At 69.7% G+C, this 17044-nt stretch carries 16 protein-coding genes; 8 read left to right on the forward strand and 8 right to left on the reverse strand.

Features of this window, described 5'->3' with window-relative positions; genetic code table 11:
• On the forward strand, positions 1-1797 hold a 1797-nt coding region (locus P409_RS08195), incomplete at its 5' end, for an ABC transporter ATP-binding protein (RefSeq protein WP_052120180.1).
• A gap of 107 nt (positions 1798-1904) precedes the next feature.
• Here P409_RS08195 and P409_RS08200 read toward each other — a convergent pair.
• On the reverse strand, positions 1905-2465 hold the full coding sequence (locus tag P409_RS08200; RefSeq protein WP_161790361.1) for a methyltransferase family protein: 561 nt from the start codon (positions 2463-2465) through the stop codon (positions 1905-1907).
• Between the two features lie 194 nt (positions 2466-2659).
• Between P409_RS08200 and P409_RS08205 the strand changes: the two genes are divergently transcribed.
• Positions 2660-3100 carry a hypothetical protein gene (locus P409_RS08205; protein ID WP_034834131.1) on the forward strand — a complete coding sequence of 147 codons (441 nt, stop codon included), beginning with the start codon at positions 2660-2662 and terminating at the stop codon, positions 3098-3100.
• Positions 3101-3106: 6 nt separating this feature from the next.
• Here the strand turns inward: P409_RS08205 and P409_RS08210 are convergent, their stop codons facing one another.
• From P409_RS08210 to P409_RS08220, 3 genes are all read right to left on the reverse strand, one after another.
• Positions 3107-3799, reverse strand: coding sequence for a gamma-glutamylcyclotransferase (locus tag P409_RS08210; RefSeq protein ID WP_274519150.1), 693 nt, complete (start codon positions 3797-3799; stop codon positions 3107-3109).
• Positions 3796-4800: a Gfo/Idh/MocA family protein gene (locus P409_RS08215; protein WP_034834134.1), complete on the reverse strand. Its 1005-nt coding sequence runs from the start codon at positions 4798-4800 to the stop codon at positions 3796-3798. The genes P409_RS08210 and P409_RS08215 overlap by 4 nt, the downstream gene beginning before the upstream one ends.
• A 180-nt stretch (positions 4801-4980) precedes the next feature.
• The gene (locus tag P409_RS08220) at positions 4981-5535 is read right to left on the reverse strand and encodes a class I SAM-dependent methyltransferase (RefSeq protein WP_343285497.1); all 555 of its coding nucleotides are present in this window, start codon (positions 5533-5535) and stop codon (positions 4981-4983) included.
• A gap of 95 nt (positions 5536-5630) precedes the next feature.
• Here P409_RS08220 and P409_RS08225 point away from each other — a divergent pair, with 95 nt between their 5' ends.
• The 3 genes from P409_RS08225 to P409_RS08235 all read left to right on the forward strand — a co-directional run bounded on the left by P409_RS08225 (position 5631) and on the right by P409_RS08235 (position 8615).
• Positions 5631-6059, forward strand: coding sequence for a DUF1178 family protein (locus P409_RS08225; RefSeq protein WP_034834138.1), 429 nt, complete (start codon positions 5631-5633; stop codon positions 6057-6059).
• 220 nt (positions 6060-6279) lie between these two features.
• Entirely contained in the window at positions 6280-7662 is a 1383-nt protein-coding gene (locus tag P409_RS08230; protein ID WP_152613283.1) for a UDP-N-acetyl glucosamine 2-epimerase, read from the forward strand.
• Entirely contained in the window at positions 7659-8615 is a 957-nt protein-coding gene (locus P409_RS08235) for a Wzz/FepE/Etk N-terminal domain-containing protein (RefSeq protein ID WP_034834143.1), read from the forward strand. The genes P409_RS08230 and P409_RS08235 overlap by 4 nt, the downstream gene beginning before the upstream one ends.
• 99 nt (positions 8616-8714) lie before the next feature.
• On the opposite strand, the gene P409_RS08240 is transcribed toward P409_RS08235, so the two are convergent.
• The 4 genes from P409_RS08240 to ubiG all read right to left on the reverse strand — a co-directional run bounded on the left by P409_RS08240 (position 8715) and on the right by ubiG (position 12572).
• Positions 8715-9671 carry an NAD-dependent epimerase/dehydratase family protein gene (locus tag P409_RS08240; protein ID WP_161790362.1) on the reverse strand — a complete coding sequence of 319 codons (957 nt, stop codon included), beginning with the start codon at positions 9669-9671 and terminating at the stop codon, positions 8715-8717.
• On the reverse strand, positions 9659-10801 hold the full coding sequence (locus P409_RS08245; protein WP_081991362.1) for a glycosyltransferase family 4 protein: 1143 nt from the start codon (positions 10799-10801) through the stop codon (positions 9659-9661). Before P409_RS08245 ends, P409_RS08240 begins: the two co-directional genes overlap by 13 nt.
• A 65-nt stretch (positions 10802-10866) precedes the next feature.
• Positions 10867-11826, reverse strand: coding sequence for an NAD-dependent epimerase/dehydratase family protein (locus tag P409_RS36985; RefSeq protein ID WP_081991363.1), 960 nt, complete (start codon positions 11824-11826; stop codon positions 10867-10869).
• On the reverse strand, positions 11823-12572 hold the full coding sequence (ubiG, locus tag P409_RS08255; protein ID WP_034834151.1) for a bifunctional 2-polyprenyl-6-hydroxyphenol methylase/3-demethylubiquinol 3-O-methyltransferase UbiG: 750 nt from the start codon (positions 12570-12572) through the stop codon (positions 11823-11825). The genes P409_RS36985 and ubiG overlap by 4 nt, the downstream gene beginning before the upstream one ends.
• Before the next feature lie 136 nt (positions 12573-12708).
• Here ubiG and P409_RS08260 point away from each other — a divergent pair, with 136 nt between their 5' ends.
• The 3 genes from P409_RS08260 to P409_RS08270 form a co-directional block, all read left to right on the forward strand.
• Positions 12709-13929 (forward strand): aspartate kinase, encoded by a 1221-nt coding sequence (locus P409_RS08260; protein ID WP_034834154.1) that lies wholly within the window; start codon positions 12709-12711, stop codon positions 13927-13929.
• A 13-nt stretch (positions 13930-13942) separates the two neighbouring features.
• Positions 13943-16225, forward strand: coding sequence for a phosphoenolpyruvate--protein phosphotransferase (ptsP, locus tag P409_RS08265; RefSeq protein ID WP_052120183.1), 2283 nt, complete (start codon positions 13943-13945; stop codon positions 16223-16225).
• Between the two features lie 256 nt (positions 16226-16481).
• Positions 16482-17044 (forward strand): helix-turn-helix domain-containing protein (locus P409_RS08270; RefSeq protein WP_238578625.1); only part of this gene is annotated, 563 nt, incomplete at its 3' end.

A 17044-nucleotide genomic window follows, 5' to 3' on the forward strand; every position in this document is an offset into this window, starting at 1 on the left:
ACCCCGTCCGCCTCCCCGCTGACGCGCCGCTCCGGCCGCGCTGTGCCGCGCGCCGTCGCCCGGGCGCGGATCCGCAAGTTCCTGTCCTATTACCGGCCGCACATGCCGCTGCTGGCGGCCGACCTGTTCTGCGCCGTTGTCGTGTCCGCCACGGCGCTGATCCTGCCGCTCGGCGCCAACATCGTCACCCGGCGCCTGACCGGCCTGGACGATACGGCCGGGATGCTCGACGAGGTCTATATCCTCGGCGCGGCCATGCTGGCCGTGGTGCTGCTGCAGGCGCTTGCCAATCTGTTCGTCGACTATCAGGGCCACATGATGGGCGCGAAGATGGAAAGCGCCCTGCGCCGCGAGCTGTTCGGCCATCTGCAGAAACTGTCCTTCAGCTTCTACGACCGCGAGCGCACCGGCCAGCTGATGAGCCGGATCACCAACGACCTGTTCTCGCTCGGCGAGCTCTACCATCACGGGCCGGAGGACCTGGCGATCGCGGTGCTGAAATTCGCCGGCGCCATCGCCATCCTGGCCTGGCTTGACCTGCCTCTGGCGCTGATGATCCTGGCGGTGCTGCCCTTCGCGGTGGCCTATGCGCTGCACTTCAACCGCCGCATGAACCGGGCGCTGGAGGTCAGCAAACAGCGCATCGCCGCGGTGAACGAGCGGGTGGAGGATTCGCTGGCCGGCATCCGGGTGGTGCAGTCCTTCGCCAATGAGGATGTCGAGAACCGCCGCTTCGCGGTGCAGAACGCTGCCTTCCTCGACAGCCGCCGCGCCGGCTATCGCAGCGAGGCCTTCTTCTCGATGGGGATCGAGAGCTTCCCGCAGCTGATCACGGTGGTGATCATCGTCGCCGGCGCGGTGCGGGTGGCGCAGGGGCAGCTCGCGGTCGCCGACATGCTGACCTTCCTGCTCTGTGTCGCGGCGCTGGTCGACCCGGTGAAGCGGCTGGCGAACTTCGCCCGTCTCTGGCAGGAGGGCTATACCGGCTTCATCCGGATGATGGAGATCCTGGAGATCGAGCCGGACATCCAGGACCGGCCCGGCGCGGTCGCGCTGGCCCGGCCGCGCGGCGCCATCTCGTTCCGGGAGGTCGGCTTCCGCTACGAGGACGACCGGCCGCATGTGTTCCGGGACCTGTCGCTCGACATCCGGCCGGGCGAGTTCGTCGCCCTGGTCGGCGCCTCCGGCGGCGGCAAGAGCACGCTGTGCGCCCTGATCCCGCGCTTCTACGAGGCGACGGAGGGCCGGATCCTGGTCGACGGCACCGACATCCGCGACGTCACCCTGGCGTCGCTGCGGCGGGCCGTGGGCGTGGTGCAGCAGGACGTCTACCTGTTCGCCGGCACGGTGGCGGAGAATCTGCGCTACGGCCGGCCGGAGGCGACGGAGGCGGAGATCGTCGCGGCGGCCAAGGCGGCCAACGCGCACGACTTCATCATGGCCCTTCCGGACGGCTACGACACCGATATCGGCCAGCGCGGCGTCAAGCTGTCCGGCGGCCAGAAGCAGCGCCTGACCATCGCCCGGGCCTTCCTGAAGGACCCGGCGGTGCTGATCTTCGACGAGGCCACCAGCGCGCTCGACAATGAGAGCGAGCGGGCGGTGCAGGCGGCGCTGCTGGACCTGGCGCGGGACCGGACGACGCTGGTGATCGCCCACCGGCTGTCGACCGTGCGCCATGCCGACCGCATCCTGGTGCTGACCGACCAGGGCATTGTCGAGCAGGGGACGCATGAGCAGCTGCTGGCCGCCGGCGGCGCCTATGCCGCGCTGTACCGGGTGCAGGCCTCCCTCTGAGGCCTTCAGGCCGACCCCTCGGCTTTTTCCCGTCATGGCGGCCCCCGAAGGGGCTCGCCATGACGGTGAGTTGTCCGGCCACGGATCGGAGTCGGCCGTGGCCGCTTTCACCACAGATAGGGCACCAGCCGGGCTGTGCCGCGGCTGTAGTCGGCATAGGCCGGACCGAAGGCCTCGGCCATCAAGCGTTCCTCGATCACGATCTTGCGCAGGAAGGCGGCGGCCATCAGCGCCAGGGCAACCAGCGCGCTCCAGCGGTCGGTGGCGATCACCGTGCCGACCGCCGCCAGCAGCAGGCCGGTGTAGATCGGATGGCGCACCAGGGCGTAGGGGCCGCTGCGCACCAGCTCGTGGTCCTGCTTCAGCGTGACCGTGCCGCTCCAGTTGCCGGCCAGGTGCACCCGGGCCCACACGGCGAAGCCCAGCCCGGCCGCAACAACTACAGCACCGACAATGTCGAAGCCGCCGGTGCGCGGCAGGATCGGCGCCCCAAGAACCGGCCCGGCCATCCCCGGCCGGATGAACAGCCACGCGGCCAGGGCCAGCGGGATGATGTGGGACAGGCGCGAGGCGACGGATTCGCGCCGCCGTGCCGGCTTGGTGCCGAAGGCGGCCAGGTGCCAGTAGACGAACCACGCCGCCCAGAGGCCGATGATGACGAACGCCACAGCGTCCTCCGCGGTCATCCCCCTCGCCGCCGGCATGGTAGCGGGGCGCCGCAGGCGGGTCGAGCGGCCCAGGCGGGACGCGCCCCTGCCGCGGCCGAACCCAAAAAAGCCGCGATGCCGCTATAATGGGCTGCGGTGTCACGGGCCTGCCGTTGCCGCGCGGCCGGCCGGCAGGATTGATCCGGAGGGGATGGATGGGGAGTCGGCGGATCCGGTACGGCCTCGGCCTGCTCGCGGCCGTGCTGCTGGCCCTGGGCTGCGGCACCGCCATGGCCCAGCGGCAGGACCAGTTCGACGGCGCGGGCCGGTATCTCGGCTATGTCGAGCGCAGCGGCGACCGCATGAACCGCTATGACGCCGGAGGCCGTTATCTCGGCTACGACCGGCGCAACGGTCCCCGCATCGAGCGCTATGATTCCGAGGGCCGCTATCAGGGCTATCGTGAGGACCAGCCGGGCGGTCGCCGGCTGCAATACGACGCCGGGGGCCGGTATCTCGGCTATATCGAGCGCAGCGGCGACCGGCTGAACCGCTACGATGCGGGCGGCCGCTACCTGGGCTATGAGCAGCCGGATGGCGACCGCGTGAAGCAGTACGACGCCGCCGGGCGCTACATCGGCTCGCGCGACGAATAGGGGACCTTACGGCTCCAGCGCCGCGATCCGGCGGCGCAGCGCCTCCAGCCCGTGGTCGCGGATGCCCAGCGCCACCAGATGGTCCAGGGTCGAGCGGAAATAGTCCCGGCAGCTGCCCAGCTGGCCGTGCGCCCCGGCCAGCACCCGCGCCGTCTCCTCCTCGCTCAGCCGGCCGGCGTAGCGTGGCTGGGCACGGTCGATGGTGAAGGCGATCGCCCGCACCGGGCCCTCCGGCGTCGCCGCCGTGACCCAGCGCGGGGTGTAGGACGCGGTCACCATCTCGCGCCGCCAGATCAGGTCCAGCTCCTCCTCCACCGCCGCCGCGGCGATGCGGAAGACCAGGCCGCGGCAGGTGCCGCCGCGATCAAGGCCCAGCACCAGCCCCGGCCGCTCCGGCGTGCCGCGGCCCAGCGCGGTCCACAGGCAGAAGCGGCGATGCCAGCCATGGATCAGCCCGGTCCGGCGTTCGACGAAGTGGAAGGCCGGGTTCCAGATCAGCGAGCCATAGGCGAACACCCAGACGTCGCGGCCGGCCGCCTGCTCCGCCGCCAGGATCGCGCGGCGCGACTCCGCCAGCGCCTCGAAGGACAGCACCTCCGCGGTCGGGTCGCCGGCGGCGATCATGCGCTGCAGCACCCCGGCCTTCAGCGATTCGCGGGTGATGGCGGTCGGCTCGGCGACCGTCGGAACCTCGCTCACGGCGTCTCCCACCGGCCGGAATGGGCGGAGCGGAAGACGGCGTCGATCACCTGCATGTTGGCCAGCGTGTTCTCCAGCGGCACCGGCTGCTCGCCGCCCGTCAGGATGGCGTCGGCGAAAGCCGCGGCGGCCACGCCGTACTGGTCGCAGGCCGGGATCTCGACCGGCCTGATGCCCTCGCCGAACAGGCTGGACCCGTCATCCAGGAGCAGCCGGCACGGCCGGTCGTTCGGGGCGTTGAACGGGATCTCCACCTCGATCCGCCCCTTGGTGCCCAGGAACTGCATGCGCTGATAGCCGGGGATCTGGGTCGAGTAGACGAAGCTGGCCTGGATGCCGTCATAGTCGAGGAGGACGCTGCCCAGCCGGTCGATCTTGAACACCGGGTCGCGGTCCAGGAGCGACACCACCCGGCGCGGCTCCCGCCCGGTGACGAAGCGCGAGGTGGTGATCGGATAGCAGCCGATGTCCAGCAGGCCGCCGCCGCCGATATCGGCCTTGTTGCGGATGTTGTTCGGGTCGATGTTGCGGTAGGTGAAGGCGCCGGTGATGGCGCGCAGCTCGCCGATCGCGCCTTCCTGCACCAGCTCGCGCACCTTCAGCCATTGCGGATGGGTGCGCACCATGAAGGCTTCCTGGATGCGCCGGCCGGTCCTGTCGCGCGCCGCGATCAGCCGCCGCGTCTCCTCGGCGTTCAGCCCGATCGGCTTCTCGCACAGCACATGCTTGCCGGCCTCGGCCGCCTTGATCGTCCATTCGACATGCAGGTGGTTCGGCAGCGGGATGTAGACGGCGTCGATCTCCGGGTCGGCCAGCAGCGCCTCGTAGCTGTCATAGGCCACCGGCAGCCCGTATTTCTCGGCCGCGGCCTTCGACTTCTCCGCCGAGCGCGAGGCGATGGCCTTCACCCGGCAGTGCCGGGCCCGGGCCATCGGCGGGACGACCTTGTCGTTGATCTTGGCGGCGCCCAGCACGCCCCAGACGATCGTTCCTTCGGCCACGCCTGTCTCCTCCTCGACTGCAAATGCCCGACGTTTTCGCAGAGTCCGGTGATCCTAGCGGTTCCCGGATGCGATGAGGAACGCTCAGAGCGCGATCGTGTCCGGCGGAAAGCACGTTGCTTTCCGCCGGACGCGTGAATCGCGCTCTCACCTTATGAACTGAGCCGGCCAGAGGCCGGCTCAGGGCGCGGGCACGGGATGCGGCTCGGGCGACCCGTCGAGATCCTGCACCGGCGCCAGGTCGGCGACGGCGCAGAGCCGCTGCACCACCGCGGCGCGGGGCGACGCGACCTCGCCATGCTCATACGCCACCACCTGCAGCCGGCCCGCCACGGCCTGCAGCAGTTCCCCGGCCCTGAGCAGATAGGCGGGGGTCGACGGCCGGCCGAAGCGCTGGTTGCCCTGGGCGAAAGTCTCGTAGATCAGCACCCCGCCGGAGGCCAGCGCGTCGAGGATCGCCGGCAGCAGCGGCCGGTGCAGGTAGTTGGCGACGACGATGCCGGCGAAGCGCCGCCCGGCGAAGGGCCAGGGTCCGGCCTCGATGTCGGCCTGCAGGATCTCCACCCCCTCCGCCCCCGCCAGGTCGGCCACGCCCCGCAGGTCGATATCGACCCCGGCGACGGCATGGCCGCGGTCCCGGAAATGCCGCAGATGGCGGCCGCTGCCGCAGGCAAGGTCCAGCACCGGCGCGGTCTTCGGCACCAGCGGCGCGAAGCGGGCGACCCATGCGGACACAGGGGGGATATGCGGCATCGGCGGGATTGCGGGTGTCATTTTCTTTGCGGGCTGTGGCGGACCATCGTATGACAAAAGGCGGAGCATGGAATGCGATGATCCTGTACGAATTGCGATGCGAGGCCGGCCACGGCTTCGAAGCCTGGTTCCGCAACAGCGGCACTTATGACGCCCAGGTGGCGGCGGGCGAGGTCAACTGCCCGGTCTGCGGCAGCAGCGCGGTCGAAAAGGCGCTGATGGCGCCGGCGATCGCCAAGCGGTCGGCCAAGAACGGCGAGGACGGCCGCCGGACTCACACCACCATGGCCGAGGCGCGCCGCGAGCTTGAGGCCCTGCGCCGGAGGATCGAGGAGAATTGCGAGTATGTCGGCGACCGCTTCGCCGACGAGGCGCGCAAGATCCACTACGAGGAATCCGCGCATCGCGACATCTACGGCGAGGCCACCGAAGCCGAGGCGCGTGAGCTGGAGGATGAGGGAATCGGCGTCGCCCGTATTCCCTGGGTGTCCCGCACCGATTCCTGACCGGCCGTCGGCCGGCGAAGCCTTCTCAATCCTGGCTTGAGCGGAACGGCGCTTTCTTCTCCCCGTCCGTGCGGTCACACTTGTCACCGCCCACGCTTACGGTTAGTGGGTTATGAGCCGGTGGAGGTCGGTTCACGCCGATCGCATCGCCGGTGGCGTGCCCCTGACCCATGGCGCGGAAATAATGAATATATGTCTTTTGTCGAACAATTACCGGACGATGTTCTTCGAAAAGATCGGGCGCGGTCTCGAACGGAAGGGGGTCGGGATCGTCTGGATCGCGGCCAGCCGGCGCTGGGCGGACGCCCTGATCAAGGCAGGCTGGCGCCGCGACAGGATCCTCTGCCTCGCCGATTTCAGGGATGAATGGCGCAGCGCGCCGTCGCCGGACCCGGCCGATCCGGCGCTGACCGAGCTGGAGGCCGGCGGGCTGTCCGCCAACGAGACCATCCTGATGGACCGCACGCTGAACCGGCGGCCTCACGCCAAGGCCTATCTGGCCGTCGTGGCGCGGGAGGTCTCGCGCTTCCTGAAGGCCCATGACGTCCGCGCCGCCTTCGGCGAGCAGACCTGGGCCTACGAGCTGGCCACCGCGCTCCTGTGCAAGGCGCAGGGCCGGGCCTATTTCGCCCCGTCCACGGTGCGGGTGCCGTCCGACCGCTTCGGCTTCTTCACCGACCTGAACCAGGCCGAGATCTTCGAGATCCGCAAGCCGGACCGGTCGGACCGCGAGGCCGCGGAAGGCATCATCGAGGCGCTGCGCACCCGCGCCTACCGGCCCTACTACTTCCATATCCAGAACAAGATCCGGCTCTTCCGCAGCCACTGGCTCGGTGAATCCGTGGTGCAGGCCTTCTCCCGCGCCACCGACGGCGACGAGACCCTGCCGACCCTGGCGCACCGGTCGCGCTTCCGGTTCAGACGGATCGCCAACACCTACCGCACCCGCTGGCAGAAACCGTTCGAGAGCGGAAACCTCCCGGGCGCCCGCCCCTTCGTGCTGGTGACGCTGCACATGCAGCCGGAGGCGTCGATCGACGTCTTCGCCCACCGCAACTCCGACCAGATCGAGAACGTCCGGGCGCTGTCGCGGGTGATCCAGCATGGCTGGGAGATCTACGTCAAGGAGCACTCCAACGCGATCGGCTTCCGCTCGCCGCGCTACTACGACGAGCTGCGACGGATCCCCGGGGTGCGCCTGATCGACCCCTATGCCGACACGTTCAAGCTGATGGAAGCCTCGAAGCTGGTGCTGTCGCCCTCGGGCACCGTCTGCCTCGAGGCGGGGTTGCTCGGCCTCAAGGCCGCGACCTTCGCGCCGATGTATTTCACCCCCGTCATGTCGCCGGGCCGGATCGACCTGAAGGCCCTGACCCGCGCGGGCTTCGAGCGGCTGCTGCAGCGCGGCGACCGCGAGGGCGGGATGGAGCCGGCCGCGTTCCTGAGCTGGCTCTATGCCCAGTCTTTCCCCGGCCGGGTCGGCGACCCGGTCCACGACCCGCAGAGCATGACGGAGGAGAATGTGGCGATCGTGGTCAATGGCTTCGCGACGCTGCTCCAGGCTCTGGAAACCCGTCGGCAACCGAATGCGAGTGCGGCATGACCGTCGCCACCGAACATCTGCTCAGCCCCGTGCCCCAGGCGGTCGAGACCCAGCCGGTCCGCGACCGGTTGTCCAGTGAGACCCTGGCCCAGGAGATGGTCGGCTCGGCCTGGCGCCATCGCTGGCTGGTCGTCCTGGCTATCGTCGCAGCGGTGGCCCTCGGCGTGCTGTTCATCATAGTGTCGCCGACGCGCTACACCTCGCGCCTCATCGTCATGCCGACCGAGGCGTCGCAGCAGCTGTCCGACCTACTGCGCAACGCCGGCGCCTCGGCACTGGCCAGCTCGCTGACCAGCCTGACCGGCAACGAGCAGATCACCTATTTCGACCGGTTCAGCAAGCAGCTGACGGCGGTCAGCACCGCGGCCGCGCTGAAGGAACACAAGGGCCTGATCGAGAGCCTGATGGACCTGCGCTGGAACGACCAGCGGAAGATCTGGGAAAGCACGTCGTTCCTGACCCCGATCAAGGCTGCCCTCGGCCTCGACACCAGCGTCGACACCAGCGCCCAGGCGGTGGCCGAGTTTCTGCGCAAGAACCTGAACCAGGAGCAGGACCGGGATTCGCCGATCACGACCCTGTCGCTCGACGCCGCCGATGCCGAAGTGGCGCGGCAGGCGCTGGGCTATCTGCACCGGTACAGCGACGACCAGATCAAGCAGGCGATCTATCAGCAAACCCAGAGCAAGCTGGAATACCTGCAGCGCCGGCTGCAGAACGTGACCGTCAACGACTACCGCCAGACGCTGATCGGCCTGATCCTGGACCAGGAGAAGATCCTGATGCTGATCCAGCCGAATCTGCCCTTCGCCGCCGAGGCGCTGGAGCAGCCGGAGGTGCTGACGGAGCCGTCCTCGCCGAAGAAGGTCCGCATTCTCGTCTTGGCCGGGCTGATCGGCTTGGTGGTCGGTGCCTTCATCGCCTACCGGATCGACCGGAAGCGGCGGGGCTGACAGGACTGCCCCGCAGCCGGGCATCCCTTTCCAACTCCCTCCCTTGCGGGAGGGAGGACTCGTTCATGAGTCACCGTGAGGCCCGGCCGGACCTTCGCGTCACGCGATCTTGCTCAGCGGGCGGGGCTCGGACGCGAAGCTGCGCTGCACCAGGTCGCGCAAGCCCTCCTCGAGCGACCATTTCGGGGCCCAGCCCAGCGCGGCCCTGATCTTGGTGGTGTCGGCCGACAGCGACGGCCGGTCGAACTTGCGGAACTGCTTCCGGTCCTCGACCACCGGCCGCGGGTCGCCGACCAGGCGGCGGATGATCTCGACCACGTCGCGCACCGGCGTCGCCACCGAGGAGGCGACGTTGAACACCTCGAACCGCCCGGTGTCCTGGAACAGCGCGGCGATCGCGGCATCGGCGATGTCGGCGACATGGATGAAGTCGCGGGTGGCGCCCATATAGCCCATCCGGATCTCCGGCTGCGACCGGTCGCGCATCCGCTTCAGGGCGTCGGGGATCAGGTGCGGATTGGTCTCGCCCGGTCCGAAGGCATTGGCGAAGCGCAGCGCCACGCCGGACAGCCGGTGGTTGGTACGGGTGGCATAGGCCAGCAGGTCCTCGCCCAGCAGCTTGGACAGGCCGTAGGCGTTGACCGGGGCGGCCTGATCGCTCTCGCGATGCACCCGGTCGATCGGGGCATAGACATCCATGGTCGAGGCGAAGACCACCTTGCGGGCCGGCGTCCGCTCCAGCGCCCGCAGCACCAGCTCGGTGCCGCGAACATTGGTGGCGAAGGTCTCGTCCGGATGGCTTATGCAATAGGGAATGAAATGGATCGCGGCGAAATGGATGGCGCCGTCCGGCTGGAACTCCTCGACCACCTCCAGCAGATCGGTGCCGCTGCAGGTGCCGAGGTTGAGGCGCTTGAACACCGCCTCCGCGGGCAGCGAGCTCTCCCGGCCGAAGGAGAGGTTGTCGATGGCCAGGATCTCGTGGCCTTCCCAGGCCAGGCGCCGGGTGATTTGGCTGCCGATGAAACCGGCAGCGCCCGTGATCAAAATGCGCATGAATCCTGAACCTTCATTTTCGAAACTCCGGCGATCGACCGGCCCTCTATCTCCTGGGCCAGCGCCTGCCAATCCAGCTCGTCGGCGCGGTTCAGGCCACGGCGCGACAGCTCCTCCCATCGGTCGGCAGCGGCGATCAGCCCGCCCGCGAAGGCATCGAGCTCCGGCTCGGTCACCACGCCGCAGCCGTAATGGTCGACGACATCGCCGGTGCCGTTCTCCGGAAAGCGCGCGGTCACCGTCGGCAGGCCGCTCGCCATCGCCTCGGCGACGATGCGGGGAAAGCCCTCGCGCCGGCTCGAGATCGCCAGCAGCCTGGCGCCGGCCAGCAGCTCGACCTTCTGCTGCTCGCTGACCGCGCCCAGGATCCGGATCTGATCCGCGGCGGGCGAGGCGGCGGCATGGGCGCGCAGCGCCGGCAGCTCTGGCCCGTCGCCGGCGATCACCAGCTCGTCCCGGCCCAGCTCGCCCAGGTGATTGTGGCCGGCGGCCTTCAGCCGGGCGAAGGCGTCGATCAGGAAGGTCAGGTTCTTGTGGGCGGTGACGCGGCCGAGATAGAGGATGTCGCGGCGCTCGGCAGCCGGCAGGCCGCGATAGGCGGCGCGGCGGATGCCGCTCGGCAGGTAGAAGACCGGCCGGCCGGAGGCGGCGCCGATCCGGTCGCACACCGCCGGGCCGACGCCCATGTTCTGCCCGCTCAGCCGCGGCAGCATCCGCTGCATCATGCGGTAGAACCCGGCGTCCCGCACCTCGCACCAGTCCAGGATGGCGCGCTGTCGGGCGGCGCGTGGCGCGAAGGCGATATGGGCCAGGGGCCATTGGTTGAACAGGCTGAGATCGAAGCTGCGCGCCTGCAGCACACCTCGCACCCAGGTTGCATACTTCAGTATGGTAATCGGATTCCGAGGCAGCAGGCGGGACTGCGGCCGCTGGTAATGCTCGTCAACGGGATAGCGATTAACGTCAATACCACCCAGGGTCTCACGCTTCAGCAAATCTTTCTTATGCGCAATGCAATATACCGAGACACTGTGGCCTCGCTCACGAAACACTTGGGCCAGTTCGGCAAAGCGAATTTCCTGGCCGCCAATGCTCGGGGGATACAATTCGGTAAAAATTCCGATGTTCATGCCGGCTCACCAACGGGCTTGCACAATATATTATGCGCCAATGTTCTTGGCTCGATTAGCGAAAATTAGATAGCACGGGGCGGACCCGCAGCAACAATAAAATTCCACGGTAAAGGCCTGGTCAGCCTCGCTCCGGCGCGGTTTCGGAGCGGCGCGGCCAGGCATCGAGCCACAGCTGCTCGGCCAGGGCCTCGCGGAAATTGTGCTGGGGGGCGTAGCCGATGGCGGCCCGCGCGGCGCCGATGGCGGTGACGCGGTCGATCACGGCCGGCAGCCGCCAGCCCAGCTGCCGGTAGGCGCCCTCGGCGAAGGGGTGCCGGCGCCGCAGCGCCGGCCGCGGATCGCGGCGCAGCTCCGCGCAATCCTCCGGCAGGAAGGGGCTGGCGGCGGCGATGTTCAGAACCGCGGTGCCGGCGCCCGGCCCGCTCCGCCGCCAGGATATGCGCCGCTGCGACGTCGCGCGGGTCGACGCCGCGATACAGCCGGTCGTTCACCGTCTCGTTCGGTGGCGCCGGGAAGAACCGGCCGCAGCGCAGGACCATGCAGCCCTCGGGGAACGATCCGGCGGCGGCCAGGACCAGCGCCTCGGCGTCGCGCTTGCTGTCCTCATAGGGCGTCTCCGGCGCCGGCGGCAGATCCTCGGTCACCCAGACCGCGGCCCCGGCGCCGCGGACCGCGCCGCCATACAGCGCGGTGGTGCTGGTCAGCACCAGCCGCCGCACCCCGGCATCGCGCGCGGCGGCGATCACGGCCTCGGTGCCGCCGACATTGATCCGCCGGATCTCCTCGGCCGGGGCCGGCGCGCCCGGGCCGCCATTCAATCCGGCCGTGTGGATCACGGCGCGGGCGCCGCGGAAGGCTCGGCGCAGCGTCACCCCGTCCAGGATGTCGGCGCGGTGGGTCACGGTCGGCGCCTCGGCCCGGTCGACCCCCGCCACCGGCCCCCCTCCTGCCGTCGATCCGCACAGCAGCGAGGTGACGATGCGGGAGCCGAGATAGCCGGCGCTGCCCGTGACGACGATCATTCCGGCTTCGCCGCCGTCAGGATGTAGTTCACCCCGAGATGGTGCGGCGCCAGCCGCCAGCCGCCGCCGCGCAGGTCGGGCACCATGCCGGCGATGTCGCCGACCCCGAGCCCGGCGCGGCGCAGCGCCGCGGCCAGCTCGTGCGGCTTCAGGAACTTGCGCCACTCATGGGTGCCGCGCGGGATGATCCGCAGCAGGTGCTCGGCGCCGAGGATGGCGACGGCCCAGCTGCGGCGGGTGCGGTTCAGGGTCGACATCACCAGCGTGCCGCCGGGCCGCAGCAGCGCCGCCAGGGCGGCGCAGAAGGCGTCGACATCGGCGACATGCTCGACGATCTCCAGCGCCAGCACCGCGTCGAAGCGGGCGCCGGACGCCGCGAGATCCTCGGCGCTGCTGCAGCGATAGTCGATGGCGAGGCCGGATTCGGCGGCATGGGCGCGGGCGACGCCGACCGCCTCGGCCCCGGCATCGACCCCGGTGACGGTGGCGCCCAGCCGGGCCATCGGCTCGGACAGCAGGCCGCCGCCGCAGCCGATGTCGAGGATCGAAAGGCCGGCCAGCGGCCGCGGCGCCAACGGGTCGCAGTCCAGCCGGGCGCAGACCCGGTCGCGGATATAGCCGATGCGCAGCGGATTCATGCGGTGCAGCGGCCGGAACTTGCCGTCCGGGTCCCACCAGTCCGCCGCCATCGATTCGAAGCGGGCGATCTCGGCGGAATCGATCGTCGCCGCCGGGCTTTGCGCCATGAAGAAGAGTCCTCGTGTTTCAGTTGCGTCGGCCGTTGCGTCGCTCTCGGCGACGCAGTATGGGTAGCGGGCCTCACGGCCGCAATGCCGGCATTCCGGCCCGCGGCGCCCCTGTCACTCAAACCCGCGGCGGCCGATGGCGCGCATTGTTCAGAAGTTTGGCGGCACGTCGGTCGCCGATGTCGAGCGGATCAAGAACGTCGCCCGTCGGGTGCAGGCGGAGGTCGCGCGCGGCAACCAGGTCTCGGTCGTGGTGTCGGCGATGTCCGGCGTCACCAACCAGCTGGTGAAGTACTGCAACGACATCGCGCCCTTGCATGATCCGCGCGAATACGACGCGGTCGTCGCCTCGGGCGAGCAGGTCACCTCCGGCCTGCTGGCGCTGGCGCTGCAGGAGATCGGGCTACCCGCCCGGTCGTTCCAGGGCTGGCAGGTGGCGGTGCACACCGACGGCGCGCACGCCAAGGCCCGCATCCTCGGCATCGACGCGCAGAGGCTCGAGGAGTCGCTGGCCCGCGGCGAGGTCGCGGTGATCGCCGGCTTCCAGGGCGTCTCCGATGCCGGCCGCATCACCACGCTGGGCCGCGGCGGGTCCGACACCTCGGCGGTGGCGCTGGCCGCCGCGCTGAAGGCGGATCGCTGCGACATCTACACCGATGTCGACGGCGTCTACACCTGCGATCCGCGGATCGTGCGCAAGGCGCGCAAGCTCGATAAGATCACTTACGAAGAGATGCTGGAGATGGCGTCGCTCGGCGCCAAGGTGCTGCAGACGCGCTCGGTCGAGATGGCGATGAACCATCGGGTCCGGGTGCAGGTGCTGTCCAGCTTCGAGGATGTGCCAGGGACCCTGGTGGTGGACGAGGACGAGATCGTGGAGAAAGAGGTCGTCAGCGGGATCGCGTACAGCCGGGACGAGGCGAAGATCACCGTGGTCCGGGTGCCCGATCGGCCGGGCGTGGCCGCGTCGATCTTCGGGCCGCTGACCGACGCGAACATCAACGTCGACATGATCGTCCAGAACATCTCCGAGGACGGCCAGGCGACGGACCTGACCTTCACCGTCGGCAAGGCGGACCTGGAGCGCGCGGTCAAGGTGCTGTCCCAGCACAAGGAGACGCTGGGCTACAGCCACCTGATCCCGGACGAGAATGTGGTCAAGATCTCGGTGATCGGCGTCGGCATGCGCAGCCATGCCGGCGTCGCCCAGCGCATGTTCAAGGCGTTGGCCGAGAACGGCATCAACATCCAGGTGATCTCGACCTCCGAGATCAAGATCAGCGTCCTGGTGGCCGAGCAGTACACCGAGCTGGCGGTCCGGGCCCTCCACACCGCCTACGGCCTGGACAAGGCCTGATGGAGCGGGCCTGATGACCCGGCCGGCGGGCGGGCCCGCCCCGGGCATCGGGCCGTCGCGTCGCCTCCTCGCCCGCCTGCGCGACGTCATGGCGGGGTCGGGCACGGCGCAATCGCGCCTCGACAAGATCGTCACCCTGATCGCGGCCGAGATGGTGGCCGAGGTCTGCTCCTGCTACGTCTCCCGCCCGGGCGACGTGCTGGAGCTGTTCGCCACCATCGGCCTGAACCCCGACGCGGTGCACCGCACCCGCCTCAGGGTCGGCGAGGGCCTGGTCGGCGAGGTCGCGGCGACGGCGCGGCCGCTGGCCATCGCCAACGCGCCCGCCCATCCGAAATTCGCCTACCGGCCGGAAACCGGGGAGGACCCGTACGAATCCTGGATGGGCGTGCCGATCCTGCGCGGCGGCAAGGTGCGCGGCGTGCTGATCATCCAGAACCAGCACAAGCGCAACTACTCCGAAGACGAGGTCGAGACGCTCGAGACCATTGCCATGGTGGTGGCCGAGCTGATCGTCGGCGGCGAGATCGCCCGGCCGGAGGAGGTGGCGAGCCCCACCGCCGTGTCGCTGCCGGCCCGGCTGCACGGCATCGCGCTGAACGGCGGCCTGGCCCAGGGGCTGGCGGTGCTGCACCGGACCCAGATCACCGTGCGCCAGATGGTGGCCGACGACCCGGCGGTGGAGGCGGAGCGGTTCCGCCAGGCGGTCGAGCACATGCACCGCTCGCTCGACGACCTGGTGGCCGACCACCGCGCGGTCGGCATCGGCGAGAGCGGCGAGATCCTCGAGACCTACCGCATGTTCGCCGAGGATCGCGGCTGGCTCAGCCGGATCCATGAGGCGATCGACACCGGCCTGTCGGCCGAGGCCGCGGTGCAGCGCGTGCAGAACGACATGGCGGCGCGCATGGCCCGGGTCACCGACCCCTATCTGCGCGAGCGCCTGGCCGATTTCGACGACCTCGCCAACCGGCTGCTGCTGCATCTCGCCGGCCGCACCTCGGCCGCGGCGCTGGGCACCCTGCCGGACGACATGGTGCTGGTGGCCCGCGCCATCGGCCCGGCCGAGCTGCTCGACTACGACCGGCGCAAGCTGCGCGGCCTGGTGCTGGAGGAGGGGTCGGCCACCAGCCATGTCGCGATCATCGCCCGGGCGCTGGACATCCCGGTGGTCGGCCGCTGCGTCGAGGCGATGCGGCTGATCGAGCCGCTGGACCCGATCGTGGTCGATGGCGACCACGGCAACGTCTTCGTCCGCCCGTCCGAGGACGTGATGGACACCATCACCAAGGCGATCCAGGTCCAGGCCGGGCAGCGCAAGATCTACGCCGAGGAGGCGCGGCTGCCGGCGGTGACGCGCGACGGCGCCGCCGTGTCGCTGATGCTGAACGCGGGCCTGCTCTCCGACATGCCGCATCTCGACGCGGTCGGCGCCGACGGCATCGGCCTGTACCGCACCGAGATCCCGTTCATGGTGCGGTCGGAATATCCCAGCGTCGCCACCCAGACCGACCTCTATTCCCGGGTGATCGACCTGGCCGAGGGCCGGCCGGTGGTGTTCCGCACCCTCGATGTCGGCGGCGACAAGCGGCTGCCCTATTTCGCCGAGATCGACGAGGACAACCCGGCCCTGGGCTGGCGCGCCGTGCGCATCGGCCTGGACCGGCCGGCGATGCTGCGCCAGCAGCTGCGCGCGCTGATCCAGGGCGCCGCCGGGCGTCCCTTCGGGGTGATGTTCCCGATGGTGTCCGAGGTGACCGAGCTGGACGCCGCCCGGGATCTCTTCGACCGCGAGGTGGCGCGCGCCGCGGCCCAGGGCGTGCCGGTCTCGGGCGAGATCCGCGTCGGGGTGATGCTGGAGGTGCCGTCGCTGCTGTGGCAGCTCGACCAGGTGCTGCGCACCGCCGATTTCGTCGCCGTCGGCTCGAACGATCTGATGCAGTATCTCTACGCCGCCGACCGCACCAACACCCGGGTGGCGCAGCGCTACGACACGCTGTCGCCGGGCCTGATCGGCGCGCTGGCCGAGGCGGTGGCGCGCTGCGATGCCGCCGGCCGCCGCATCAGCCTGTGCGGCGAGATGGCGTCGCGGCCGATCGAGGCGATGACCCTGCTGGGCCTGGGATTCCGCACCCTGTCGATGCCGGCCACGGCGATCGGCGCAGTCAGGACTATGGTCCGCAGCCTGGATCTCGGCCATTTCGCGCGCTGGTTGTCGCAGGTCCGTGCCAATGCCCGTGGTTCGCTTCGCCCCGCCATCCGCGCCTATGCCCGCGACCATGACGTTGCAATATAGTGCGATCAAACTCGGATTCGTTTTGCTGTGCCGCCGGAATCGTCATAATAAAGACAGTCGTCTCGGTCGTGGGGGAGTGGGCCTCGACATCATGACAGGGCGACGCGCCGGCTTTCATCTGTAACAATTCGCTCAAGCACAAAGCGGCTCGAACGACATGGCCCAGAGCAATCGGAAACACCTCGCCGTGGTGCATGAGGCCGCGGACTCCCCGGGCAACCCTCACGATGCGGGGGCGACCGAACCCGTGATCGACATGAACGCCCCGGTCGGCCGCATCCTCGGCCAGGCACGGGAGATCGCCGGCTACAGCCTCTATGACGTGGCCGCCACGCTGCGGATCCGCCATGGTCTGCTGCAGGCGATCGAGGACGGGCGCCACCAGGACCTGCCCGGTCCGGTCTATGCCATCGGCTTCGTCCGCACCTATGCCGAGTTCCTCGGCTTCGACGGCGACCAGGTGGTGGCGCGGTTCAAGCGCGAATCCGCCGCGGTCGAGAAGAAGCCCGACCTGGTCTTCCCGGTGCCGGTGCCGGAAGGCAGCCGCGTCCCCGGCGGCGCGATCCTGATGATCGCGGTCCTGATCGGCGGCCTGGCCTATGCCGGCTGGTACTACCTGTCCTCGGCCAACCGCGACATGGCGGCCGAGATCGCGGCCCTGCCGGCGCGCTTCGCCGCCCTGCTCGACGGCAACGCCCAGCCGGAATCGAATCCAGGCCCGGTGGTGCAGCCGGCCGCGCCGAACAGCGCCCCCAACCTGCAGGCGGCGGCCCCGACGGCCGAACCCGGCCCGGGCGAGCGGATGACCGCCGGCCCGAT

The organism is Inquilinus limosus MP06, from assembly GCF_000767795.1.
GTDB classification, from domain to species: Bacteria; Pseudomonadota; Alphaproteobacteria; order DSM-16000; family Inquilinaceae; genus Inquilinus; species Inquilinus limosus_E.

What these genes read in the sequence shown, in the direction of transcription:
- ubiG (WP_034834151.1), bottom strand. Translation starts at nt 12,572, where the DNA reads ATGGCGCAAAGCCCGGCGGCGACGATCGATTCCGCCGAGATCGCCCGC.
- P409_RS08240 (WP_161790362.1), bottom strand. Translation starts at nt 9,671, where the DNA reads ATGCGCATTTTGATCACGGGCGCTGCCGGTTTCATCGGCAGCCAAATC.
- P409_RS08205 (WP_034834131.1), top strand. Translation starts at nt 2,660, where the DNA reads ATGGGGAGTCGGCGGATCCGGTACGGCCTCGGCCTGCTCGCGGCCGTG.
- P409_RS08235 (WP_034834143.1), top strand. Translation starts at nt 7,659, where the DNA reads ATGACCGTCGCCACCGAACATCTGCTCAGCCCCGTGCCCCAGGCGGTC.
- P409_RS36985 (WP_081991363.1), bottom strand. Translation starts at nt 11,826, where the DNA reads ATGATCGTCGTCACGGGCAGCGCCGGCTATCTCGGCTCCCGCATCGTC.
- P409_RS08245 (WP_081991362.1), bottom strand. Translation starts at nt 10,801, where the DNA reads ATGAACATCGGAATTTTTACCGAATTGTATCCCCCGAGCATTGGCGGC.
- ptsP (WP_052120183.1), top strand. Translation starts at nt 13,943, where the DNA reads ATGACCCGGCCGGCGGGCGGGCCCGCCCCGGGCATCGGGCCGTCGCGT.
- P409_RS08230 (WP_152613283.1), top strand. Translation starts at nt 6,280, where the DNA reads ATGTTCTTCGAAAAGATCGGGCGCGGTCTCGAACGGAAGGGGGTCGGG.
- P409_RS08260 (WP_034834154.1), top strand. Translation starts at nt 12,709, where the DNA reads ATGGCGCGCATTGTTCAGAAGTTTGGCGGCACGTCGGTCGCCGATGTC.
- P409_RS08225 (WP_034834138.1), top strand. Translation starts at nt 5,631, where the DNA reads ATGATCCTGTACGAATTGCGATGCGAGGCCGGCCACGGCTTCGAAGCC.